The organism is Bacillus sp. AMCV2, assembly GCF_056033925.1.
Genome location: NZ_JBVYIB010000002.1, coordinates 3524504 through 3548289, shown reverse-complemented (window position 1 = coordinate 3548289; position 23786 = coordinate 3524504). Strand labels below are relative to the sequence as shown.

Below are 23786 nucleotides of genomic sequence, written 5' to 3'. Positions count from 1 at the left end.
AAGTTTGGCTTAGTCGATTAGGGAAGATTATGTTACATAATGCCGATTGAGAATTCATAGTGATTCTATATACTGATGAATGAATTTACAACAATATAGAAGGAGATGTCGAAAAGCAATGTGGTTACTCATTATAGCCTGTGCTGTCATACTGGTCATCGGAATATTAGAAAAACGACGACATCAGAAAAACATTGATGCCCTCCCTGTTCGGGTGAATATTAACGGCATCCGAGGAAAATCGACTGTGACAAGGCTGACAACCGGAATATTAATAGAAGCCGGTTACAAGACTGTTGGAAAAACAACAGGAACAGATGCAAGAATGATTTACTGGGACACACCGGAGGAAAAGCCGATTAAACGGAAACCTCAGGGGCCGAATATCGGAGAGCAAAAAGAAGTCATGAGAGAAACAGTAGATAGAGGGGCTAACGCGATTGTCAGCGAATGCATGGCTGTTAACCCAGATTATCAAATCATCTTTCAGGAAGAACTTCTGCAGGCCAATATCGGCGTCATTGTGAATGTTTTAGAAGACCATATGGATGTCATGGGGCCGACGCTTGATGAAATTGCAGAAGCGTTTACCGCTACAATTCCTTATAATGGCCATCTTGTCATTACAGATAGTGAATATACCGAGTTCTTTAAACAAAAAGCAAAAGAACGAAACACAAAAGTCATCATTGCTGATAACTCAAAAATTACAGATGAGTATTTACGTAAATTTGAATACATGGTATTCCCTGATAACGCTTCTCTGGCGCTGGGTGTGGCTCAAGCACTCGGCATTGACGAAGAAACAGCATTTAAGGGAATGCTGAATGCGCCGCCAGATCCGGGAGCAATGAGAATTCTTCCGCTGATCAGTCCGAGCGAGCCTGGGCACTTTGTTAATGGGTTTGCCGCAAACGACGCTTCTTCTACTTTGAATATATGGAAACGTGTAAAAGAAATCGGTTACCCGACCGATGATCCGATCATCATCATGAACTGCCGCGCAGACCGTGTCGATCGGACACAGCAATTCGCAAATGACGTATTGCCTTATATTGAAGCAAGTGAACTGATCTTAATCGGTGAAACAACAGAACCGATCGTAAAAGCCTACGAAGAAGGCAAAATTCCTGCAGACAAACTGCATGATCTAGAGTATAAGTCAACAGATGAAATTATGGAATTGTTAAAGAAAAGAATGCACAACCGTGTCATATATGGCGTCGGCAATATTCATGGTGCCGCAGAGCCTTTAATTGAAAAAATCCACGAATACAAGGTTAAGCAGCTCGTAAGCTAGGGGGAAATGCAGACATGTTCGGATCAGATTTATACATCGCACTAATTTTAGGTGTACTACTCAGTTTAATTTTTGCGGAAAAAACAGGGATCGTGCCGGCAGGACTTGTTGTACCGGGATATTTAGGACTTGTGTTTAATCAGCCGGTCTTTATTTTACTTGTTTTGCTAGTGAGCTTGCTCACTTATGTTATTGTGAAATACGGTTTATCGAAATTTATGATTTTGTACGGACGCAGAAAATTCGCTGCCATGCTGATAACAGGGATCGTCCTAAAAATCGCGTTTGATTTTCTATACCCGATTGTACCATTTGAAATCGCAGAATTTCGAGGAATCGGCATCATCGTGCCAGGTTTAATTGCCAATACCATTCAGAAACAAGGTTTAACCATTACGTTCGGAAGCACGCTGCTATTGAGCGGAGCGACCTTTGCTATCATGTTTGTTTACTACTTAATTTAATGTAAGGTGTGTCAAACGATGAAAAAAGAACTGAGCTTTCATGAAAAGCTGCTAAAGCTGACAAAACAGCAAAAAAAGAAAACCAATAAGCACGTATTTATTGCCATTCCGATCGTTTTTGTCCTGATGTTCGCTTTCATGTGGGCGGGAAAAGCGGAAACGCCGAAGGTCAAAACGTATTCTGACGACGTACTCTCAGCCTCATTTGTAGGCGATATTATGATGGGACGCTATGTTGAAAAAGTAACGGAGCAAAAAGGGGCAGACAGTATTTTTCAATATGTTGAACCGATCTTTAGAGCCTCGGATTATGTAGCAGGAAACTTTGAAAACCCGGTAACCTATCAAAAGAATTATAAACAAGCAGATAAAGAGATTCATCTGCAGACGAATAAGGAATCAGTGAAAGTCTTGAAGGATATGAATTTCACGGTTCTCAACAGCGCAAACAACCACGCAATGGATTACGGCGTTCAGGGCATGAAAGATACGCTTGGAGAATTTGCGAAGCAAAACCTTGATATCGTTGGAGCGGGATACAGCTTAAGTGATGCGAAAAAGAAAATTTCGTATCAGAAAGTCAACGGGGTAACGATTGCGACGCTTGGCTTTACCGATGTGTCCGGGAAAGGTTTCGCGGCTAAAAAGAATACGCCGGGCGTGCTGCCCGCAGATCCTGAAATCTTCATCCCTATGATTTCAGAAGCGAAAAAACATGCGGACATCGTTGTTGTGCAGTCACACTGGGGCCAAGAGTATGACAATGATCCAAACGACCGCCAGCGCCAGCTTGCAAGAGCCATGTCTGATGCGGGAGCTGACATCATCGTCGGCCATCACCCGCACGTCTTAGAGCCGATTGAAGTATATAACGGAACCGTCATTTTCTACAGCCTCGGCAACTTTGTCTTTGACCAAGGCTGGACGAGAACAAGAGACAGTGCACTGGTTCAGTATCACCTGAAGAAAAATGGAACAGGCCGCTTTGAAGTGACACCGATCGACATCCATGAAGCGACACCTGCACCTGTAAAAAAAGACAGCCTTAAACAGAAAACCATTATTCGCGAACTGACGAAAGACTCTAATTTCGCTTGGAAAGTAGAAGACGGAAAACTGACGTTTGATATTGATCATAGTGACAAACTAAAATCTAAATAAACGGAGTGATAAAGATGAAATTTGTCAAAGCCATCTGGCCGTTTGTTGCCGTAGCCATCGTGTTCATGTTTATGTCAGCTTTTAAATTCAATGATCAGCTGACAGATCAGGAAAAACAGAAGATTGATATGGAAATGAATAAAATCCAACAGCAGGAAGAACCGGTAAACGCCAATAAATAATTCAAAAAAGAGAGTGTCTGATGAGACACTCTCTTTTTATTTGCCCAGCATATTCATTCTGTAAAAATATTAAAAAGTCTCTTAACATATTCAAAAAAATACCGATGTTAAAACTGCAAAAAGAGGAGGAGATAGTAAAAGTGAACACACTGGCAAACTGGAAGAAGTTTTTGCTTGTGGCGGTTATCATTTGTTTTTTGGTTCCAATTATGACAAAAGCGGAGATTGCGGAAGCTGATACATCATCAGAATTGATTGTCAGTGAAGCAAAAAAACTGCTTGGATATCAGTATAAATATGGCGGGGAAACGCCGAAAGCGGGTTTCGATCCATCAGGATTGATACAATATGTGTTCAGTAAGGCTGATATTCATCTGCCGAGATCTGTAAACGACCAGTATAAAATCGGAACAGCTGTAAAACCGGAAAACCTGAAGCCGGGTGATATTTTGTTTTTCAAGAAAGAGGGAAGCACCGGCACTGTTCCGACACATGACGCCCTTTATATCGGAGACGGCCAAATGGTTCACAGTACACAGTCAAAAGGGGTTATCATCACCAATTACAAAAAAAGCAGCTATTGGAACGGAACTTATATCGGGGCGAGACGAATCGCTGCCGATCCGGCAACGGCTGATGTTCCTGTCGTTCAGGAGGCCGAAAAATATATCGGTGTCCCATATGTGTTTGGCGGAAGCACGCCGTCAGAGGGCTTTGATTGCTCGGGGCTTGTGCAATATGTGTTTCAACAGGCACTCGGCATTTATCTGCCGCGATCAGCCGAACAGCAGTGGGCAGTGGGCGAGAAGGTAGCCCCTCAGAACATAAAGCCTGGTGATGTCGTCTATTTCAGCAATACGTATAAAACGGGAATTTCACATGCAGGCATTTATGCGGGCGCAGGCAGGTTCATTCAGGCGAGCCGGTCAGAAAAAGTAACCATTTCCTATTTGTCAGAAGATTACTGGAAATCGAAGATGACGGGTATTCGACGATTTGACAACCTGACAATCCCGAAAGAAAATCCGATTGTTTCCGAAGCGACGCTTTATGTCGGTGAAGTACCTTACAAACAGGGCGGAGTAACACCTGAGACAGGATTTGATACAGCTGGATTTGTCCAATATGTATACCAGAAAGCAGCCGGTATTTCCCTGCCTCGATACGCAACAAGCCAGTACAATGCCGGAACTAAGATTGAGAAGGCGGATCTGAAGCCGGGAGACATTGTGTTCTTTCAATCAACAAGTTTAAATCCCTCCATCTATATCGGAAACGGACAAGTTGTTCATGTCACATTATCAAACGGCGTGACCATTACCAATATGAACACGAGCACATATTGGAAGGATAAATACGCAGGAAGTATACGGGTGCAATAAAAGAAAAAGACTCCAATCTCTGGAGTCTTTTCTTTATGCATATTGCCCTGAAAGAAGCTGGTCTATAAAGTAGGCCACACCATTTTCGTCATTGCTTTTTGTGACAAAGGTGCTTTTTTCTTTTAATTCATCAATCGCATTTTCCATGGCGATACGGTGTCCGGCGACTTCAAACATGGACAAATCGTTTGGACTATCGCCGATCGCATAGATATCCTGTGTTTCAATTCCGTATATGTCAGCCAGCTTTGTTAACGCGCGTCCTTTTCCTGAAGAGGCCGGCAGGATTTCGATAATATGTTTTCCGGAAGAGGTTTGCGCCAGTTTTTTATGATGCTTCAGTTCTTCCTTCGCTTGTTTCAGCTTGTCCATATCAAAGGAGAAGCAAAGAAGCTTATAAATGTTTTCACCGCCGTCAAAAACCGATTCGATATGAGGGATTGGTTTAATGCCAAACTGTTTGAATTGAGTCATGGCTCCTTGCCACAATTCATCCGTCTGCTCGTTTGGGTTTGCGCTCTTTAGAATGTCAAGTTCCGCGTGCAGCTTAGCTTCGCCGTCAAAAGGAGAAAGCAGATGGTCATCTGTATATACCTCAAAGTAAATGTTTTTTGAAAGTAAGTAATCAGCAATCGCTTTACCGGCTTCCTGATCCATTAATGTCCGGCTGATCAAACGGTAACCCGTGTCATGGATCGTACCGCCATTAGCTGCAATGATAGGGATGTCCAAGTCATCCAGCAGCGCTTTTACATCAAATGTCGCTCTTCCCGTGCAAATGGTGACGAGGATGCCGGCATCAACGGCCCGCTTGATCGCCTCTCTGTTTTCCGCAGAAATGACGCTTTCTTTATTCAGTAATGTTCCGTCTAGATCAATCGCAATACATTTCATATGTAGGGGAACCTCCTTAAAAATGAAGCTGCTTCGTGTAGTATGTTCAGCTTGCCTGTGAAACATAATCCATATAAATCAAGGCTAAACGTTACTTTGATAATTTTCAACAAGGAAATATGTAAAACGGGATGGCGTAATCGCCATCCCGTTCATTATACACCTAAATCGTTTTGGAGCTCTTCTTTAACTTCCTGCAGCTTTTGCTGATTCAATTTGAAATAATAGACTCCGGCAGGTTCATAATCATAACCCGTCAGCTGAATAGACTCAACTGATTTCAATGAAGTGATGAACGGGAACAGGCCGATGGCATCTTTAAGAGATAAGTTCATTTTTAAATTTTGCCCCATCGTATCCACAATATCATCATAAGCCGGAATTGAGCTCAATGATTTTGATTTATCTATAATGGCGCTCAGCACTTCCATTTGTCTTTGCCCGCGTAAAAGGTCACTGTCCGCTTTACGTGTTCTTACGTAAGCGAGCGCTTCTTCCCCATCAAGCGTATGTGTTCCTTTTTGAAGGACGACTTTACCTTTTGTATCTTTTTTGATTTGCTGAATGACTTTATCGCTTTTTACTGTTACTTTGACGCCATTTAACTCGTTTACGACGTCTTCAAAAGCCGTGAAATTGCTTTCTACGACATAATCGACGGGAATATCCAGCATTTCTTCAACTGTTTTCACAGTCAAGTCAACGCCGCCGTAAGCGTGAGCATGTGTGAATTTATCATACCCGTGGCCTGGGATGTTTACATAGGCGTCACGCGGAATGCTCAGCATTTTAGCTGTTTTTTCTTTCCGATTAAATGTAACCAGCACATTCGCGTCACTTCTTGCCTGATCGACGGTCTCGCCGTTTTTCTCCCTGGCATCAATTCCTAAGAGCAATACAGAAAAAGAATCTTTTCCAGGATCAAATTCTTTGATCCGTTTTACAGATTGTTCTCCGCGTGCAAGGCTGACATGAGCTTCTTTAGAAGCATTGTTCAGCTTTACAAAAGCATAGGCGCCGACAGAGCCTGCCGCAATGATTAAAAAAGCCATTAATCCGGCAACGACTTTCACCCATTTTTTTAGTTTTCTTTTTTTCTTTCTGCGCTGTGATCGTTCTTCCATATATCAATACCTCACGTTTCTTTAATATTTGAAGCGTACCATTCTATTTGCCATGGGGCAACTCCCCGAAAGACATTTTTCGATAAATATTCCTATATTTATAAGTTCTTGTTTTTGAAAATTGATAACGATGATGTGCTGAATCACCTTATATTGGACGCCACAGCAGGTAAAATGTTTCGGCGACATTGAAAAAAATACAAGTAAATGATTGGAAAATTTATGATCAGCAAAATAAAAAGGTTTAATGGCCGGAAAAAGAGGCTAAAAGATTTCTAAAAAAATCCCACAGACAATGTCATTGCAGCTGATGGAGAAAGGGAGTCATCTTTATGAAAAAGCAGTCAAATATATGGCTTTATTTTTTCGGAGCTCTTGGAGGCGCGTTATATGGCTATGATACCGGAGTGATTTCCGGAGCTATTTTATTTATGAAAAAGGAGTTGGGCTTAAACGCGTTTACAGAAGGTCTTGTTGTCAGCTCCTTACTGGTTGGGGCGATATTAGGCTCAGGAGCGGCTGGCAAGCTGACTGACCGTTTCGGAAGAAAAAAAGCAATTATGGCGGCCGCGCTGCTGTTTTGTATAGGCGGTCTTGGTGTGGCACTGGCCCCAAATACGGGAGTCATGGTGCTGTTTCGCATCATTTTGGGACTTGCAGTCGGAACATCGACGACAATCGTGCCGCTTTATTTATCTGAACTGGCGCCAAAACATAAACGCGGGGCGCTGTCATCACTGAATCAGCTGATGATCACGGTCGGCATCCTTCTTTCTTACATTGTCAATTACATATTTGCCGATGCCGAAGCGTGGCGCTGGATGCTTGGATTGGCAGCTGTGCCGTCATTGCTCTTGCTCATTGGCATTTTGTTTATGCCAGAGAGCCCGCGCTGGCTGTTCACGAATGGCGAAGAAAGCAAAGCGAAGAAAATTCTTGAGAAATTGCGTGGCACAAAAGATATTGATCAGGAAATACATGATATAAAAGAAGCGGAAAAGCAGGATGAAGGCGGCCTGAAGGAGTTGATCGATCCATGGGTGCGCCCAGCACTTATTGCAGGTTTGGGATTGGCATTTTTGCAGCAATTTATCGGAACGAATACGATCATCTACTATGCGCCAAAGACCTTTACAAACGTCGGATTCGGAAACTCCGCTTCGATTTTAGGCACGGTCGGAATCGGCACAGTCAATGTTGTCATGACATTAGTAGCGATTAAAATCATCGACAAGATTGGAAGAAAGCCATTACTGCTATTCGGGAATGCGGGCATGGTGATCAGCTTGATCGTTCTCGCTTTAGTAAATCTCTTTTTCGATAACACTCCGGCTGCCTCATGGACGACCGTCATTTGTTTAGGCGTGTTTATCGTTGTCTTTGCGGTCAGCTGGGGACCGGTTGTGTGGGTGATGCTTCCTGAATTGTTCCCGCTTCACGTCAGAGGAATCGGGACCGGTGTTTCGACCTTAATGTTGCATGTTGGGACACTGATTGTTTCACTAACCTATCCAATATTAATGGAAGCGATCGGAATCAGTTATTTATTCCTGATTTATGCCGCGATCGGTATCATGGCGTTCTTATTTGTCCGATTTAAAGTGACAGAGACAAAGGGAAAAAGCCTTGAAGAAATTGAACAGGATTTACGGGACAAAAACGGACAGGGAGTATCGGACGGAAAACAGCAGACTGTTGGAACATAAAAAAAGGTGCGCGATCATGCGCACCCTTTTGATTGCTTACTTTCCCACCGTGCCAAAGTTAATGATTTTAAAAGAAATATCGTACTTAAAATCAGCCTCAGAAAATATTTCATCCCAATGTCCTTTTACTTTATTCCAGTAGTCAGGGTGTTGAATCCTTATGTGGTCTGATAAAAAGACCGGATCGGTTTTATACTCGTGCTGCAGTTTATCCATCACCTGCTTTACATCTCGTTCAAGCTTTTTCTCAAAAATGTTCTCCAGCCTGTGCAAATATCTTTTGCTAAAGGAGTTTTCATGCGGGTTTTGGTCTTCTGTCAGGATGCCCTTCGTTTTAACAGAAATCTGAAAGACAGGCTTTCCGTTTTCAATGATCGGCTTAATTTTCGTTTTTGACTTTTTGAGTTCAAACGTAATCGGATGTCCTTTATCTGTCGTTGGCATGACACCGCCTTGGATCGTCCCCATGACCCATGTCAGTGTCTGGGTTTCATCAGCTGAAAGAAACCCAACAAGTTTATTGCTGCCTCTTTTGATAACGCCTGCACCGTCATACTTGGCTTTTCCCTTTTGGTTTTTCACGGCTTGAATAAGATAACTGTACCCGTTCTGAGAGTATATAGATGCTCTGCCGATGCGCAGCGGTATCATAATCTTACCGTTATATCCGCTGTGAGTTGTCAAATCAATCAGTTTTTCTGAGGGCATCGGCTGCTGCTGATTGGGGTTTCCTTTTGTGAAAACATCAGCTGCATTCCCTCTGGCTGCCATCAAATAGCTGCTTCGCCGCAGCTCATCATCCCGGATAAAGTGGTTGAAGACTTGGTCTACATTTTGATTCTTCATCAGTTTTTCTCCCAAAAGAATCACTTTTAAATGATCGCTATAAACAGGAGGGTCCTTGATGGATACATCACTGACTGCTTCCAGGATCGTTTTCCCGTAGGACGTCACATTGACAAATTCGGGTTTTCCGGATGCTTGGCTGTCTTCGGTTTGGGGAAGAAGGTTTTGATACGTCAGTTTGTACTGGTGATCATCTGTCTCATCGATCGCCAGCCCTCTGGCGAAGGATAGTTTCTCAATATTTTTGACATCCCAGCACCCGCAGAGAACCTGCAGCATAAGAAACATGACTGCGAGTTTTGTTGCTGTTTTCATTGCAGCTGACTCCTCCCAAGTTTTTTCTGTACCCAGCTTAAAAGCCAGACGAAGAATGGAATTGCAATCACAATTAAGAAAGCATATCCAAGAAGCGTCCCGTAATAAAACACGTCATTCAAGTCCTTGGGATACATCGTTATGAAAAACGTCGCAACCAGCATTGCAGTCAGCAGCCAAGCATTGTTTTTATTTTTTAGATGAAAGATTTCCGTTAACCCGATATGGGCGCCTTTGAAGGATCCGAGCATACAGGTAAATTGCTGAGCTGTCCAGGTCAGCTGTAAAAACAGATCAAATCGTTCAATAAAAATACCCGGAACCTCTAATGCGTGGATGAGGGAAATGGTCGGCCATGTCACCGTTTTTGCCTCAGCCACAGTCATACAGCCAATCACAATGAACAAAGTAATGCTGTAGAACACTGTAGAAGTCCCGATCCCAAAAGCAACAGCCTTTTTCGCTTGCTTCGGATCTCTCATAAATGGGACGAGATAAAAGATGATTTCAAATCCTGAGAAATATAATAGTGTTTTTGGGAATAAAGAGAAAAAACTTTGATAGCCTCCTTCAAAAACAGGCCGGATAAAATCGAACTGGAACAAGCGAAAGCTGAACATCAGAAGCATCATAAAAATAATAAGGGTTATAGGAAAAATATAAGCGTATACTTTTGCAATTGAATAAACGCCTCCGCCCACATGATAGATGGCAACTGCAAGAAATATAAACACAACAACTGCCATTGGCGTGTTTTTCAACAAAAAGAATCCGACAACCTCTCCCAAAATCCGAGCTTGAAAACAAACAATCCCAATGAAATATAGACAGATATATAAATTCAATAGAAAGCCGATGAATTTTCCAGCTACCATGCTGTTGAGCTTAAAAAGAGTTTTTTCGCTGTTTTTTTGAAGGAAAGGCAAAAAAAGCAGAACAATGATAATAAAAATAACGCCCTGCAGCAGTATCATAAGCCATCCGCTCGGACTGCCGGTTTCGGCAGCTGAGCGGGGAAGGGTTAAGACCCGGCACCGATCAGTGTGCTGCTGATCATAATGAGCGTCTGCATAAATGTCAGTTTATGCTCTGATTTCCTCATAGCCATCACCTTTGTCTGATGTTATCTTCAGGATCGTTTCGTGTCGGTCTTCTTTTTAAAAATATAGTAGGAATGCGGATCACCGTGTCTTTTAAATCCTGTCCAGGGATTGCCAACATTGGAATAATATAATCCTGTCCAAAGCTTTTCAGGCGCATGAGATGGCCAATCACAAACAGATAAACCATTATAACGCCATACATGCCAAGCGCTGTTGCACTTATCATAACCCCGATCCGAATGATCCGCAGCGGAAAGTTATAGGCGTATGAAGGAACGGTAAAGGATGCCAGTGCTGTGACAGAAACGACAATGACCATAAGCGCACTGACAATTTGTGCCTGAACAGCTGCCTGTCCGATGACGACCCCGCCGATAAGGCCAATTGTCTGTCCAATCGGCTTAGGCAGCCTTAACCCGGCTTCTCGAATCAATTCGATCGTAAAGATCATGATAAAGGCCTCTATAAAAGGCGGGAACGGTACGTTAAGCCTGCTGCCTGCAATGGAAATGGCCATTCTAGTCGGCAATAGCCCGGTGTGAAAAGAAACGAGAGAAATATACAGACCGGGCAAATAAATGGTGATCAGGATGCTGGAATAACGAAGAAGGCGTACAAGTGACATTGGGATCCAGCGCTGGCTGTAATCATCGGGCGAATGAATAAATTCGTCAACCGTAGCCGGTACAATCAAAGCAAACGGCGTACCATCCACTAATATGGACACTCGTCCTTCTAACAGTGCAGCCTCTACACGATCTGGTCGTTCTGTGCTTAATATTGTGGGGAAAATTGAAAATGGTTCGTCTTCAATCAGCTGTTCAAGCGTCCCCGATTCCGGCAAATTATCTATATTGACTGATTTCAGCCTTTTAAACACTTCTTTGACGACATAATCGGGGGCGATATCCTGAATATAAGCGACAGCGATTTTCTTTTTCGTCCTTTTTCCGAGTGTCATTTCTTTGATGACGAGATTAGGATCACTCGTCCGTTCACGCAAAAGCGCCGTGTTTGTCCGCAGTTTTTCAATAAATCCTATTTTAGGACCGCGTTCCACGACTTCGGAGGAGGGTTCATCAAGACTGCGTGTTGTGACTGACTTTGTGTCGAAAGCTAATCCTCCGCGATAGCCATCAGCGAGCAAAATGGCTTGCCCTGAAAAAACGAGCTGCTCTATTTCTTTCATTGTAGAAACAACGCTGTGGTGAAAGCCGAAAAAAAAGGCGGATAAGTCTTCAATCGAGCATTCCTTATGGGCTAACGCCTCTTTTTGTAAAGGAGAAATGACGTATTGCGCCAGCATTTTATTCTCTGTCAGACCGTCAATATACAGTAAACACGCCTTTTGTCTGCTATCTCCGAAAGCAAATGTATAAAACATCATATCGTCGTTTTGTCCCAATGTTTTTTTCAGTGTGTCTAAATTGTTCTGGAGATCAGAGTCGATTTGCATAGTTTTTCTCCTTCGTAAACAGATTGACGGTTTTATTAATTTGTATCAAAAAAGGAGAATTATTCTTATCGAGGAAAAGGCTGAAACAAAGCTTCTTTTCGACGTGATATAATAGATAGGAAGCGTTTTCTTTGAAGGGGTAATGAAAAGATGATGCTTTGTACATATGTTGTCATCGGAAAAAAGACAGCTTATACGGGCGTTTGTAAGAGGGGCGCACCGGGAAAATGATGATCAGTTATTTACAGGGGAGGGGTACGGATCATGACGCAATCACCGATTTTTCTAACGCCTGTGTTTAAAGAAAAAATCTGGGGCGGAACCGCTTTACGAGATAGATTTGGATACAGTATTCCTTCAGAATCAACGGGGGAATGCTGGGCCATTTCCGCTCATCCAAAAGGACCGAGCACTGTTGCAAATGGCCCGTATAAAGGAAAGACATTGATCGAGCTTTGGAAAGAGCACCGTGAAGTATTCGGCGGCGTAGAGGGGGATCGGTTCCCGCTTCTGACAAAGCTGCTGGATGTGAAGGAAGATACGTCAATTAAAGTTCACCCTGATGATTACTATGCCGGAGAAAACGAAGAGGGAGAACTCGGCAAGACGGAATGCTGGTACATTATCGACTGTAAGGACAACGCAGAAATCATTTACGGGCATACGGCCCGCTCAAAAACCGAACTTGTCACAATGATCAACAGCGGTGACTGGGAGGGTCTGCTGCGAAGAATCAAAATTAAACCGGGTGATTTCTATTATGTGCCGAGCGGAACACTGCACGCATTGTGCAAGGGGGCCCTTGTTTTAGAGACTCAGCAAAATTCAGATGCCACATACCGGGTGTACGATTATGACCGTCTTGATAGCAACGGAAGTCCGAGAGAGCTTCATTTTGCCAAAGCGGTCAATGCCGCCACGGTTCCCCATGTGGACGGGTATATAGATGAATCGACAGAATCAAGAAAAGGCATAACCATTAAAACATTTGTCCAAGGGGAATATTTTTCGGTGTATAAATGGGACATCAATGGCGAAGCTGAAATGGCTCAGGATGAATCCTTTCTGATTTGCAGCGTGATAGAAGGGAGCGGTTTGCTCATGTATGAGGACAAAACATGTCCGCTCAAAAAAGGCGATCACTTTATTTTGCCGGCTCAAATGCCCGATTTTACGATAAAAGGGACTTGTACCCTTATCGTGTCTCATATTTAAACTTAATCTCACTTCGAGATTAAGTTTTTTTTATTAGAAAATGGAAGTGATTCACCTATAAATGAAGCATGCGCGTGCCGATAAATAAACTAGTTTTATATACTCATAGAATAAGAAAGAGGAGAAGGAATGAAAAAGAGACTAATCGCACCTATGCTTCTATCCGCCGCGTCCCTTGCCTTTTTTGCCATATCTGGTTCTGCCCAGGCAGCCGCGTATACCGACTACTCACTATATAAAGTAGAGCCGTCGAATACGTTCAGTACAGAAAGCCAAGCCTCACAAGCTGTCGCCAAACTGGAAAAAGATACTGGCTGGGATGCATCCTATCAGGCTTCAGGCACAACAACGACCTACCAAATTTCCGCCTCAGGCATTCATAGCGAATCAGAAGCGAAAGCAATACTGAGCGGACTCGCCAAACAGACATCGATTACAGGAACGTCAAGTCCTGTTGGAAGCAAACAGCCATATGTCACCATCTCGTCAGGTGCCATCTCCGGAGAAAAACAGGCCAACACTATCCTAGCAAAGCTGAAACAGGAGACGGGAGTGGCTGGCGCTGTAAAAGCTTACGGAGCAGCTCAGCCCTATATGAACGTCATGACATCAGACATTGCTGATGAGACAAAGGTCAAGGCGCTTATCCAGAGCCTGGCTAAGCAAACGGGGATTAAAAGCTCGTATCAGCCCATCACACACACGGTGTCTGTCACAACCATTCAGTCTGGCACAATCGTGGGAGACAGCAGAGCTGCGCAGATCAAAAACGCCTTTCAAAAGGAATCGGGGCTGCAGGCATCATTAAAGGAAACCGTGAAAGGACAAGCCTATTATACGTTCACAACTGCCTCCATTTCAGGTGAAGCGAATGCCAAAACTCTATTGCAGCAGCTGAAACAGAGCACTGGCATCACAGGCAGCTACAAGTCCATCAATCAAAAAACAACCGTTGAATCATACAATGTCCAATCAGCTTATTTCAAAGGGCTGAGTACAGTAAAGGACGCCATCAGCCAAATCAAGAAAAACACCGGCGTATCCGGCAGTTATCAACAGGTTGGAAAAAGCACATCATATACCGTGAATATGAAGGGTATAACAAAACAGCAGCTTCAAAAAGTAAACACTTTCTTTAAAAAGAAAAAATGGCATTACACGTCATCCAGCGTCAAAAAAACGGCAACTTCTGCCGCTTATCAAATCACGACGGCAAAGATTTTAGGCGAGCAGCAAGCAAACAAAGCAGCAGCCTTCTTTGCTCAGAAAAAAGTAAAAGCTGCAAAAATAGCAGCTGGTTCAACAGCAGAAAATCAATATCAGCTTATCTCAGAAGAAACATCAGATCAAGCAAAAGTCACAAAGGGTTTGAACATATTAAAGAAAAATCAGCTGAGTGCTTCTGCGAAATCCGTCAAAAAACAAATAGCTGACACGTTTAAAATCACAACCGAATCTCTGCTTGATCAAACGAAAGTCAATCAGGCACTCACGTTTTTCAAATCAAATCATATATCAGCAGCAAGCCAGAAAACCGGTCAGACAGCTGCGAGCAGCTATCAAATCACAACTGAAGCTATCATCAGCCAAGAAGAGATTGACGGCGTTTTAACATTTTTTAAACAAAATAAAATCGCAGTCACAACATCAAAAACAGGCCAGACTGCATATACACAATACAAAATCGTGACAACACAGCTCAGCAGCAAAACAGCATTGAACAATGGGTTAACCTATCTTAAATCAAAAAGTGTAACCCCCAGCTACACAACGAAAAGCAATACGCTTTATAAAATCAACGTAAATGAGCAGTTCACAGGCAATGATACAGCTGCTGCGGCATCAACGAAGCTAAAACAATTATACGGATGGACATCATCTATCGTGAAGATCAAAAACGGTCCGCAAATCATGAAAACAAACTACAATCTCTCGCTTCGTGATATGGTCCAAAAACAAATGACAGTAAGTCCGCAAACAGACGGAGCGGCTTACGTATCGCTCACGTACATTAATACAGCAACATCAACCGTTACGGCTGATGTACTAAATATCCGGTCAACGCCGGAAGTCAGCCCGACAAACGTGATCGGCCAATTTAAAAAAGGCGATAAAGTGAAAATCATCGGACAGATAAACGGCTGGGCTAAGATCAATTTGGGCTGGCGAAACGCAAGCAGTGGTGAAGTAGTTCAATACGTGGATCCGAATAACTTTTCCAGAGACAGCAAATACTACTTCCAATTTCTCAAGCTGTCACAGACAGCGGGCCTCAGCGTTACTGAGGTCAATCAGAAAGTGCTTGCGGGTAAAGGCATCCTGACAGGGAGAGCAAAGGCATTTATCGATGCCGCCAATCAATATAGCATCAACGAACTGTATTTAATCTCACACGCTCTTCTTGAAACAGGAAACGGGACATCTGCCTTAGCCAATGGATTAACCTATAACGGAAAAACCGTATACAACATGTATGGAATTGGAGCATACGACAGCAATCCGAATTACTACGGAGCCAAATATGCGTACGAGCAGGGCTGGTTCACACCAGAAGCGGCCATTATCGGAGGAGCTAAATTCATAGGCTCATCGTATATCCACAACACAGCTTACAATCAGGACACACTGTACAAAATGAGATGGTCAGCTACAGCGACACACCAATACGCAACAGACATCGGCTGGGCGTACAAACAAGTAAACCGCATGTACAGCCTGTATTCATTGCTGGACGGTTATACACTTTACTTTGATGTTCCGGAATATCAATAAAAAAAACACCTTTTGCGGCTGCAAAAGGTGTTTTTGATTTATCTTTTAAGAACTTTATCCTCGGATGGCTCTTCTTCCTGAGGGAAAACAATTTGATCGACGACTCGCTCACTTGCTTTTCCATCAAGATCATCGAAGAAATAATGAACAAATGAATCAATTTGCTCAAAGTTATACTTCTCTTCTTTAATGATCGAAATCATTTGCTCAGACGTTTTCGCAAGAGGGCCAGGAATAAAGTCAAAGTAATCGTAATAGAAATCACGTTTGCGAATATAATCATCTACATCATAGCTGAAGAAGATCATTGGTTTATTTAATAAAGCATACTCAAAGCAAACAGAAGAGTAATCCGTTATCAGAATATCTGTTACGAGCAATAGCTCGTTAATTTCCCTGAACGAAGAGAAATCATAAAAGAAATCGCTGTACTGATAAGGAATATTGGCATCGTTTCGTACGAATGGATGAATTTTGAATAAGAAGATATATTCATCCTTTAACTCACGATACAGACGGTCAAAATCAAGCACTTCAAAAGGATAATGAGCTGATTGCTGACCGTTTCCGCGGAAGGTTGGAGCAAAAAGAATGACCTTTTTGTCCTTTAGAAACGGATATTCCGTATAAAGGCGTTCTTTTACAAATGCCTTCTTCGCTTCATCAAAGAAAAAGTCTGTCCGCGGTACGCCCGTAGCAATGACGTTTTCAATGTCTACGCCAAAGCCCTCTGCGTAGTGCTTCCGTATATTTTCAGAGCTGACAATAACCTTCGTGTAGTTTCTATGGTTTTTCGAATGCGGTGACGGTCCTCCCGGCAGACCGATTCGGCTGTAGCCGAATGTCTTAAAGGCACCGACAGCATGCCACAGCTGGACAAGGTCCGCATTTTTACGGATTTTTAACGGATAAATAATCGGATAAAAATCATCTATAAAAATGATTTTGCTTGTCGCAAAATGATAAGCCATAGACATCAGTTCAGACAGGCTTTTTCTATCTCGAATGCTGCTCTTTAAGAAAAATTTGAAATCAAAATTTTCTTCACGTTTCAGCAGCTCTTCATAAACAAATTCGAAGTTTCCTGTCATATCAAGCCGGCTGTCAGAAGCAAAGACAATTTTATTAGACTTAATTGGAAGCAGGCGGAATACATCATAAGCAAAATGGAATAAGCTTGTATTCAGCTTGCGCAAAAAGCGGTTTGCCTCTTTTCCAGTATCCAGCTCCAAAAGGCTTGGATCAATTTCCTGCAGTTTGTTGCAAGACAAATTAATCGTCTTTTCGCCCTCATCATAATTAACGATTAAATTGAACTTCATCAGCTTTTTAGCAGAATGAAATTCCATTTTTGTGGCATACACATCATTAGAGAGGAAATTACTAACATTTCCGACTGTATGCACTTCCTGATGTTTTACATTTTGGTCATCTACAGCTTCAATCTCGAGAAACAGCTTATACTCGCCCTGCGGAAGAGGCTTGTCATTCATCAGCTTAGAAAAGTTAATCTGCTGTGAAAATCCTGCCCACTTATAGGCTCCAGGCACATTTGAAGTATCAATTGACAGCTTATCTACCGGAACATCCCGCAGTGAAACAGCTGTAAATAAAATACCATTGTTCACCAATAATAAACGTTTTCGAACCTGATCCTCTTTTTGAAGCGGCAGGCCCTTGATATACATATAACCCGCAATTTTTAAAATTGACCCATTCCAAGAAAACTCAGAAATCTTTCTGACAGGGACTTGCTGGTTTTCTTCAATTCGCTTCGTTTTATCAAAAAGAGAAAAAACCCTGTTATCAGCTGGATGGACAATGACAGCTGCATTTTCTTTTTGCGTTTTCTTTTTTGATCTGAAAAGTCTGTTCTTGATCTTTCTTGCCAGCTTCACTTTGTACCTCACTTTCTCCTAATCGGCACCAGATGTTAAAAATGATGAAATAAAATCGGCCACCCGCTCTGAAGATTTGCCGTCCTGATGGGTGATAAATGCCTGTGAAAAATCTTCAATACGTTTCGTATCAGCCTCGTGATCACTCTCGATATCGTATACAAGTGATGCAACGTCTTTAGAAATCGGCCCGGGTACAAACGATTCAAACGGGTAGTAGAAATCACGTTCTTCCAAGTAGTCTTCTAAATCCGGGCAGTAAAAATACATCGGACGATTCAGCAGGCTGTACTCGAAAATAACTGAAGAATAATCGGTTATCAGCCCATCAGAGATTGCCATCAAATCGTACAAAGAGTACGAATCAGTTAAATCCAGCACAAAATCATCCTCTTCCGTGTGCGCATGTTTGCGCATATACGGATGAAGATGGAGGATCACGACATAATCTTTATGGTTTAGCGCCGATTTTAATTGTAGCAGATCAAGCGGTATAGCGTCACCCTCTTGATGATGTCCGCTGCCTCGAAAAGTAGGAGCATACAAAAGCTTTTTTTTATGCTTCAGTTCAGGATAAACCCGATGAAACTCATCCAGTACAGTGCGAATATGTTCCTTATGATAAAAATAATCCGTTCTTGGAATGCCGAGCGGCAAAATCTGCTTTTGCTCCATTTGAAAGGCTTCGGCGAAATGCGGAACGGCAGCGGGTGCACTGACAATGGCATAATCATAGTTTGAATGCACGGGAACAATCTTCAAATAATCAGAAGAAGGGCCGAACGGCTTGTTCACAATGCTGTAGCCAAATTTTTTAAACGCGCCGCAAGCATGCCAAAGCTGGATGGCAACAGTTTCCTTTCGTTTTGGCACAACATACAAAGGAAAATAATAATCATCCAACAAAAGCACGCGGCATGTTGCAAGGTGATATAACGAGCTGAAAAGATGAAGCAAATATGCAGCTCGTCCGATCAGCCCTTTATCCATCTTGCGGAACAGCAGGGTGATGCGAAGAGACGGATCTTGCTTCAGCTTTTCATAGACACCTTTAAAATTATCACTTAAATGATCCTCACGATAGGAAGCTATGACAATTTTGTTGTGCTGTACTGGTAATAAAGCGCTCAATAGTTTATAAGCAGTGCCGAATACTCCTTTTACAATTCGTGTAAGGAATGTTTTCACTGTTTAAATTTCCCATTCAATAACAGTTTTTCCCCAAGATGAAGTCAAATCTGCTTCAAACGCGTTTGTAATTTCCTCAATACTGCGTACCGGGAAGCGTCCGCCAACTAATGTTTCTAAATAATCAACGACTTCAGGGTATTGAGCTAAAAAGTCTACAGTACGGGCAAAATCCTCGCGTCCGCTGCGGCTGCTGCCGATCAGCGTAATCCCTTTTTCAAGCACCATTCTTGTTTCAATTTCAACAGGGTATTCAGACACGCCTAAGAGCGCTACACACGCTTCAGGATGGACATGGGCAATGATTTGCTCAATTGCGCTTTCACTGCCGCGTCCGCCCACGCATTCAAAGGCATGATCAATTCTGACATCTTCAGGAATGTCGTTAATTTGATAAGCTGCATCAACAAAAGAAAAATGATCAAGCTTGTAAGGTGTTTTTCCGAAAATAAACACCTTGCTGTCTGGATATTTTTTCTTCAGTAGAAGCGTCATGATAAATCCGAGATTTCCGTCCCCCCAGACACCGAATGTGTCACGCTTCTTATGCGCCATGCGCTCAAAGCGGGAAAGCGCGTGAACTGCAATTGTAATAAGCTCAGTGAAGGCTGCGACATGCGGATTAATGCTGTCTGGAAGCTCAACAAGCCGATCAGGCGCCATGAACATATAATCCTGCATAAATCCATCATAACCGCTTGAACGGAATCTGCTGGACCGCAGGTAATTCTCCGCGATGACTTCATGCTCTTCAACCGGTGTATTTGGCACCATAACAACCCGGGTTCCGACTTTAAATGTGCCTGTTGGATCAAACATGACTTTTCCGATCCCTTCATGGATCAGAGCCATCGGCAGTTTTTTGTCCATCGCTTCTTTGCCGCGTGAGCCAGTATAATAACGCTGGTCTGCAGCACAGATGGATAAATGGGTAGGACGGACGACGACCTTATCTGAATGGACAACTTTATCTTTATATGTCACTTCAAATTGTCGGGCAGAAACTAAACGATATGTTTGATTAATCATTGTGAAATTCGCTCCTGTAAAATGGCATTAGCCACTTTTAAGTCATATGGTGTCGTTACTTTAATGTTAAAGACTTCACCGCGGACCAGCTTCACTTTTTCACCCGCTAACGAGCAGATCTTGCAAGCGTCAGTAAGGACAGCTTTTTGCTCATCGGACAGTTTATTATAAAGCTCGACCAATTTGCTGATCCGGAAGCTTTGCGGTGTTTGCCCCTGATACATGTTATCGCGGACAGGGATATCAGAAATAAATTCCTGGTCTTCTGAAGCAATAATTGTATCAATGGCTGAGATAACAGTATCAACCGCGCCGTATTGAAGAACAGCATCAATGTTTTCATCGATAATGCGATGAGTGAGAAACGGACGCACAGAATCGTGAGTGATGATCACGTCATCATCCTGAATACCGAATTCTTTTTCAATATAGCGGATGCCGCTCATAATAGATTCATTACGGTCGCTGCCGCCTTCAACGACAATCAGGCGATCATCCTGCCCGATAAATTTCTTTAAAATGTCTTTTGTATGGTTAATCCACTCTTTAGGGGAGACGATTAAAATCTTATCGAAACGGTCATTTAATAAAAACTTTTCAACCGTATGAATGATAATTGGGCGTTTATTTAACGGCAAAAACTGTTTTGGCATATTGACGTTCCCCATGCGGGAACCTTTTCCACCGGCTAGAATCTCAGCATAAATCATAAAATGACTCCTTCCTTACTACAACTCATAATGTTTTATAAAAGGTTTTCATATTATTTGCAATACCGATCTCTATTATATATAAAGATCAGTTTGATTTCTCATTTACATAGCTTAAAAGCAGCTTGCTGGCATTCCCTCTCGAGTACAGATTCCATTCACGTGAAAAGCGCTCCACTTCAGTTTGAAGCCTGTTCATATCTTTCAGCTGGTCCAAGAGCATTCCTGAATCACGGCAAGGAACCCCGGGGATTACCTCTGTATAATGGCGGATTAAACCGCGGGTTCTGTTGTAAGCCTCCATATCATACGTATAAAACAAAATGGGTTTGTCCAGCAAAGCAAATTCAAAAGGGACAGAAGAATAATCTGATATTAACAGATCACTCATTTTTAAAAGGTCTGCAAGCGGGAGATCTGATACGTCTTTTATCCACGCACTATCCCCAGGTAATTCAGCAGATTGCTTCATAACAGGATGAAGTTTTACTGCAAGTAAATATTCTCCTTTTAAATCATGCTGCAGCTGTTTTTCTGAAAACGGCAGCGAAAAGCTTTCAAACTGATGATCCCTAAAGGTTGGCGCATACAGGATGATTTTTTTCTCTGCCGGCAGGTGATATTTGCTTTTAAGGTCATTGCTGTTTTCCTTCACCTCATAGTAAGCATCGGTTAAAGGCACGCCAAACCGAAGAAATTTATCACCTTTTATATCGAAAAATTCCTTGAATATGTCAGCCATATGTTCAGAACCGACGACAATCCGGTCAAATGAAGCATACACTTTGCGAAAGCGTCTCACGTCAGCCCGCGAACGATTCTGTGTGTTGATATCCTTTAACCCAAATCGTTTAAACGCTCCATTTGCATGCCAAACTTGGATACACTCGATATCAGGTCTGCAGGTCAAAACGGTTGTCAAAACAAAATAGTTATCAACAATCACAGCTTTACTGCTCAGCATAGAAAAGACCGCTTTATATATATGAAGCGGGTGTTTTTCGTTAATAACTGAAACAGTAAGCTCAGGAAATTCTGTTTCCAGCGATTTGGCATGCTGGGTCAGAAGAACATGAATGGGAAATGAGTAGTGTCCCATCTGATATTCCTTTAATATTGCCCGGGCATTATCAGGAAAGGAAACAAGAAGGGTCACTTGACTTCCCGGTTTGACCCAAAACAGCAATGCGCCGATGACTTTGATGAACAAATAGTAAAAAAACGCAAACCAGGATTTCAATCTGTCATCAGCTCAAAACGGCTGCCGCGGATTGTCGGCAGGCACAGCGAAAGGTTCATGCATTTCATTACATACCATAGCTCCTTTAAGGCCCATTACAGATGGCGTGATTGATCTTTGACCTGTCCTGTATATTGCGGCTTTGCTGAAGTTCGTTCATGTTTCAGCACGGCTGTAACATACTTAGGAATGCTAAGCATTCTTCTCCAGCGCGCAGGGTTTGTGATCAGCCTGTACATCCATTCAAGGTGAAAACGGATAAAAAATGAGGGCGCTCTTTTGACATTGCCGCTGAACACATCGAAGCTTCCGCCCAGCCCTACAGAAACAGCCTGAGGGAATAGATGTCGGTATTTATGGATAAAGAACTCCTGATTAGGATAACCTAAAGCAACAAATACCATGTCAGGATTTGAGGCTGCAATCTTGTCTGCCACCTCACGTTGATTCTTCACATAACCGTCAGAATATCCGGCAATTTCAATCCCAGGATAATCACGTTTGACTCGCTCGATTGTCTGAGCAATCACATGCTTAGCTGCACCGTAAAAGAAAACCCGTTTTTTCTTTTGATCAGCCTTCTCAAGCAAAGACGTAAACAAATCATAACCGGCGATTCTGGATTGAAGCGGCTTACCAATTAGCTTGGAAACCAACACTACACCAATGCCATCCGGCAAAATAAAATCAGCAGATGAAAGAACCGCTTCATAACGCGGATTTTGCATCGCTTCAAATCCGATTTCAGGATTCGCTGTTACGATGAACGCACCTTTATTCTGGTCCAAAAATGACGTTTCTAAATGTGATACAAATGAAGTCAGTTCACCGTCTACAAAATCTAATTGATTAATGGGTTTCGTTTGCATCGTTTCAACCCTCCTTTTCATCTATATGTCTATAAAAAACACGTGTCATTCGTATAGTTTGATTAAAGACTCTTTGTCTGAAAACATTTTACTCTATCTTACCACAAAAATCTTTAGGAACTTTTAACATTCACATTACAATTCCTTCACGTTTTGACGATGAATTAATATGAGGAGGGCGTACAAAATAAATGACGCAGCAGAAAGAAAATCGTTTCACTTAAAAACGCGACAAAAGATTCGATTTTTTCGAAAAAGAAAACTTGTTATAATGGGTATGGATGAGACATTAGACCTGTAAAAATTATACATCAATACAACGATGATACCAAAAAATGCTGGTGATTGACATTTTTAAAGAGCCTTAACTTTTATAGGAACTTATGCTATTATTGTTCAATATTAATGGTACGTAAAAAATGTGTCGAAATTATAAACAATCTGTTAAGGTTTTTGGTTTTTTTCTGGTACTCTCAGTTGAAAACGGTTGGAAGGTGATGTTATCTGATGAAGAAAGTGATAACGTACGGAACATTTGATTTATTTCATTATGGACACATGAAGCTGCTGCAAAGAGCAAAAAATCTGGGTGATTACTTAATCGTAGGATTATCTACAGATGAATTTAATCTTCAAAAACAAAAAAAATCGCATCATTCCTATGAACATCGAAAATTCATTTTAGAAACAATTGATTTTGTGGATGAAGTGATTCCCGAAAAAAACTGGGAACAAAAAATTTCAGATATTCAAAAGTACGATATAGATACATTTGTCATCGGTGATGATTGGAAAGGGAAATTTGACTTCTTAAAGGAATATTGTGAGGTCATTTACCTTCCGAGAACAGAAGGCATTTCAACTACCCAAATCAAAAAAGACATGGCTAGTTTATAGAAGCACTAACTTAAAGAGGCTTGAAGTAATTCAGT

General features: G+C 42.2%; 19 protein-coding genes and 1 pseudogene. 9 read left to right on the top strand and 11 right to left on the bottom strand.

Going from position 1 to position 23786, the window contains the following annotated elements; genetic code table 11:
* Window positions 1-118: 118 nt before the first annotated feature.
* From pgsB to pgdS, 5 genes are all read left to right on the top strand, one after another.
* Window positions 119-1300 (top strand): poly-gamma-glutamate synthase PgsB, encoded by a 1182-nt coding sequence (pgsB, locus tag AC0OMA_RS18310; protein ID WP_014478160.1) that lies wholly within the window; start codon window positions 119-121, stop codon window positions 1298-1300.
* 14 nt (window positions 1301-1314) lie between these two features.
* Window positions 1315-1764 carry a poly-gamma-glutamate biosynthesis protein PgsC gene (gene pgsC / locus AC0OMA_RS18305; RefSeq protein WP_003227889.1) on the top strand — a complete coding sequence of 150 codons (450 nt, stop codon included), beginning with the start codon at window positions 1315-1317 and terminating at the stop codon, window positions 1762-1764.
* Between the two features lie 18 nt (window positions 1765-1782).
* Window positions 1783-2925, top strand: a complete 1143-nt coding sequence (gene pgsA, locus AC0OMA_RS18300; protein ID WP_003243306.1) for a capsular polyglutamate synthetase PgsA — start codon at window positions 1783-1785, stop codon at window positions 2923-2925.
* 14 nt (window positions 2926-2939) lie between these two features.
* Entirely contained in the window at window positions 2940-3107 is a 168-nt protein-coding gene (gene edmS, locus AC0OMA_RS18295; protein ID WP_003227896.1) for an extrachromosomal elements maintenance protein EdmS, read from the top strand.
* A gap of 140 nt (window positions 3108-3247) precedes the next feature.
* Window positions 3248-4489 (top strand): gamma-DL-glutamyl hydrolase, encoded by a 1242-nt coding sequence (gene pgdS / locus AC0OMA_RS18290; protein ID WP_322839810.1) that lies wholly within the window; start codon window positions 3248-3250, stop codon window positions 4487-4489.
* A gap of 33 nt (window positions 4490-4522) precedes the next feature.
* Here pgdS and ywtE read toward each other — a convergent pair whose 3' ends face one another.
* On the bottom strand, window positions 4523-5383 hold the full coding sequence (ywtE, locus tag AC0OMA_RS18285; RefSeq protein WP_063334770.1) for a 5-amino-6-(5-phospho-D-ribitylamino)uracil phosphatase YwtE: 861 nt from the start codon (window positions 5381-5383) through the stop codon (window positions 4523-4525).
* Window positions 5384-5538: 155 nt separating this feature from the next.
* On the bottom strand, window positions 5539-6507 hold the full coding sequence (gene tagT / locus AC0OMA_RS18280; RefSeq protein WP_015251079.1) for a polyisoprenyl-teichoic acid--peptidoglycan teichoic acid transferase TagT: 969 nt from the start codon (window positions 6505-6507) through the stop codon (window positions 5539-5541).
* A gap of 332 nt (window positions 6508-6839) precedes the next feature.
* On the opposite strand from tagT, the gene AC0OMA_RS18275 reads away from it, so the two are divergent.
* Window positions 6840-8213: a sugar porter family MFS transporter gene (locus AC0OMA_RS18275; RefSeq protein WP_251217477.1), complete on the top strand. Its 1374-nt coding sequence runs from the start codon at window positions 6840-6842 to the stop codon at window positions 8211-8213.
* Window positions 8214-8249: 36 nt separating this feature from the next.
* Here the strand turns inward: AC0OMA_RS18275 and AC0OMA_RS18270 are convergent, their stop codons facing one another.
* The 3 genes and pseudogenes from AC0OMA_RS18270 to gerBA form a co-directional block, all read right to left on the bottom strand.
* On the bottom strand, window positions 8250-9374 hold the full coding sequence (locus AC0OMA_RS18270) for a Ger(x)C family spore germination protein (RefSeq protein WP_063334768.1): 1125 nt from the start codon (window positions 9372-9374) through the stop codon (window positions 8250-8252).
* Window positions 9371-10476, bottom strand: a pseudogene (gene gerBB, locus AC0OMA_RS18265) (spore germination protein GerBB). Before gerBB ends, AC0OMA_RS18270 begins: the two are co-directional and overlap by 4 nt.
* Before the next feature lie 5 nt (window positions 10477-10481).
* Window positions 10482-11933 (bottom strand): spore germination protein GerBA, encoded by a 1452-nt coding sequence (gerBA, locus tag AC0OMA_RS18260; RefSeq protein ID WP_327844879.1) that lies wholly within the window; start codon window positions 11931-11933, stop codon window positions 10482-10484.
* Window positions 11934-12197: 264 nt separating this feature from the next.
* Here gerBA and manA point away from each other — a divergent pair, with 264 nt between their 5' ends.
* Together manA and lytD are read left to right on the top strand one after the other, a co-directional pair.
* Complete coding sequence (gene manA / locus AC0OMA_RS18255; protein WP_251217479.1) at window positions 12198-13148, top strand: mannose-6-phosphate isomerase, class I; 951 nt, start codon at window positions 12198-12200, stop codon at window positions 13146-13148.
* Window positions 13149-13277: 129 nt separating this feature from the next.
* The gene (lytD, locus tag AC0OMA_RS18250; RefSeq protein ID WP_474222323.1) at window positions 13278-15920 is read left to right on the top strand and encodes a beta-N-acetylglucosaminidase LytD; all 2643 of its coding nucleotides are present in this window, start codon (window positions 13278-13280) and stop codon (window positions 15918-15920) included.
* A 38-nt stretch (window positions 15921-15958) separates the two neighbouring features.
* Here the strand turns inward: lytD and AC0OMA_RS18245 are convergent, their stop codons facing one another.
* From AC0OMA_RS18245 to AC0OMA_RS18220, 6 genes are all read right to left on the bottom strand, one after another.
* Complete coding sequence (locus AC0OMA_RS18245; RefSeq protein ID WP_181220390.1) at window positions 15959-17818, bottom strand: CDP-glycerol glycerophosphotransferase family protein; 1860 nt, start codon at window positions 17816-17818, stop codon at window positions 15959-15961.
* A gap of 18 nt (window positions 17819-17836) precedes the next feature.
* A complete protein-coding gene (locus AC0OMA_RS18240; RefSeq protein ID WP_181220216.1) occupies window positions 17837-19006 on the bottom strand; it encodes a CDP-glycerol glycerophosphotransferase family protein in 1170 nt (389 codons plus the stop codon).
* Between the two features lie 3 nt (window positions 19007-19009).
* Window positions 19010-20035, bottom strand: coding sequence for a ribitol-5-phosphate dehydrogenase (locus AC0OMA_RS18235; RefSeq protein ID WP_003235523.1), 1026 nt, complete (start codon window positions 20033-20035; stop codon window positions 19010-19012).
* Window positions 20032-20745, bottom strand: a complete 714-nt coding sequence (locus AC0OMA_RS18230) for an IspD/TarI family cytidylyltransferase (protein WP_003235520.1) — start codon at window positions 20743-20745, stop codon at window positions 20032-20034. Before AC0OMA_RS18230 ends, AC0OMA_RS18235 begins: the two co-directional genes overlap by 4 nt.
* A gap of 88 nt (window positions 20746-20833) precedes the next feature.
* Complete coding sequence (locus AC0OMA_RS18225) at window positions 20834-21985, bottom strand: CDP-glycerol--glycerophosphate glycerophosphotransferase (protein WP_047183289.1); 1152 nt, start codon at window positions 21983-21985, stop codon at window positions 20834-20836.
* A 95-nt stretch (window positions 21986-22080) separates the two neighbouring features.
* A complete protein-coding gene (locus tag AC0OMA_RS18220) occupies window positions 22081-22854 on the bottom strand; it encodes a WecB/TagA/CpsF family glycosyltransferase (RefSeq protein ID WP_063334764.1) in 774 nt (257 codons plus the stop codon).
* Window positions 22855-23361: 507 nt separating this feature from the next.
* On the opposite strand from AC0OMA_RS18220, the gene tagD reads away from it, so the two are divergent.
* Complete coding sequence (gene tagD, locus AC0OMA_RS18215; protein WP_029318766.1) at window positions 23362-23751, top strand: glycerol-3-phosphate cytidylyltransferase; 390 nt, start codon at window positions 23362-23364, stop codon at window positions 23749-23751.
* Window positions 23752-23786 lie beyond the last annotated feature (35 nt).

Bases quoted from the DNA above. Each gene is read 5' to 3' on its own strand.
- pgsB (WP_014478160.1), top strand. From the start codon at position 119: ATGTGGTTACTCATTATAGCCTGTGCTGTCATACTGGTCATCGGAATA.
- pgsC (WP_003227889.1), top strand. From the start codon at position 1,315: ATGTTCGGATCAGATTTATACATCGCACTAATTTTAGGTGTACTACTC.
- pgsA (WP_003243306.1), top strand. From the start codon at position 1,783: ATGAAAAAAGAACTGAGCTTTCATGAAAAGCTGCTAAAGCTGACAAAA.
- edmS (WP_003227896.1), top strand. From the start codon at position 2,940: ATGAAATTTGTCAAAGCCATCTGGCCGTTTGTTGCCGTAGCCATCGTG.
- ywtE (WP_063334770.1), bottom strand. From the start codon at position 5,383: ATGAAATGTATTGCGATTGATCTAGACGGAACATTACTGAATAAAGAA.
- tagT (WP_015251079.1), bottom strand. From the start codon at position 6,507: ATGGAAGAACGATCACAGCGCAGAAAGAAAAAAAGAAAACTAAAAAAA.
- AC0OMA_RS18275 (WP_251217477.1), top strand. From the start codon at position 6,840: ATGAAAAAGCAGTCAAATATATGGCTTTATTTTTTCGGAGCTCTTGGA.
- AC0OMA_RS18270 (WP_063334768.1), bottom strand. From the start codon at position 9,374: ATGAAAACAGCAACAAAACTCGCAGTCATGTTTCTTATGCTGCAGGTT.
- gerBA (WP_327844879.1), bottom strand. From the start codon at position 11,933: ATGCAAATCGACTCTGATCTCCAGAACAATTTAGACACACTGAAAAAA.
- manA (WP_251217479.1), top strand. From the start codon at position 12,198: ATGACGCAATCACCGATTTTTCTAACGCCTGTGTTTAAAGAAAAAATC.
- lytD (WP_474222323.1), top strand. From the start codon at position 13,278: ATGAAAAAGAGACTAATCGCACCTATGCTTCTATCCGCCGCGTCCCTT.
- AC0OMA_RS18235 (WP_003235523.1), bottom strand. From the start codon at position 20,035: ATGATTAATCAAACATATCGTTTAGTTTCTGCCCGACAATTTGAAGTG.
- AC0OMA_RS18230 (WP_003235520.1), bottom strand. From the start codon at position 20,745: ATGATTTATGCTGAGATTCTAGCCGGTGGAAAAGGTTCCCGCATGGGG.
- AC0OMA_RS18220 (WP_063334764.1), bottom strand. From the start codon at position 22,854: ATGCAAACGAAACCCATTAATCAATTAGATTTTGTAGACGGTGAACTG.
- tagD (WP_029318766.1), top strand. From the start codon at position 23,362: ATGAAGAAAGTGATAACGTACGGAACATTTGATTTATTTCATTATGGA.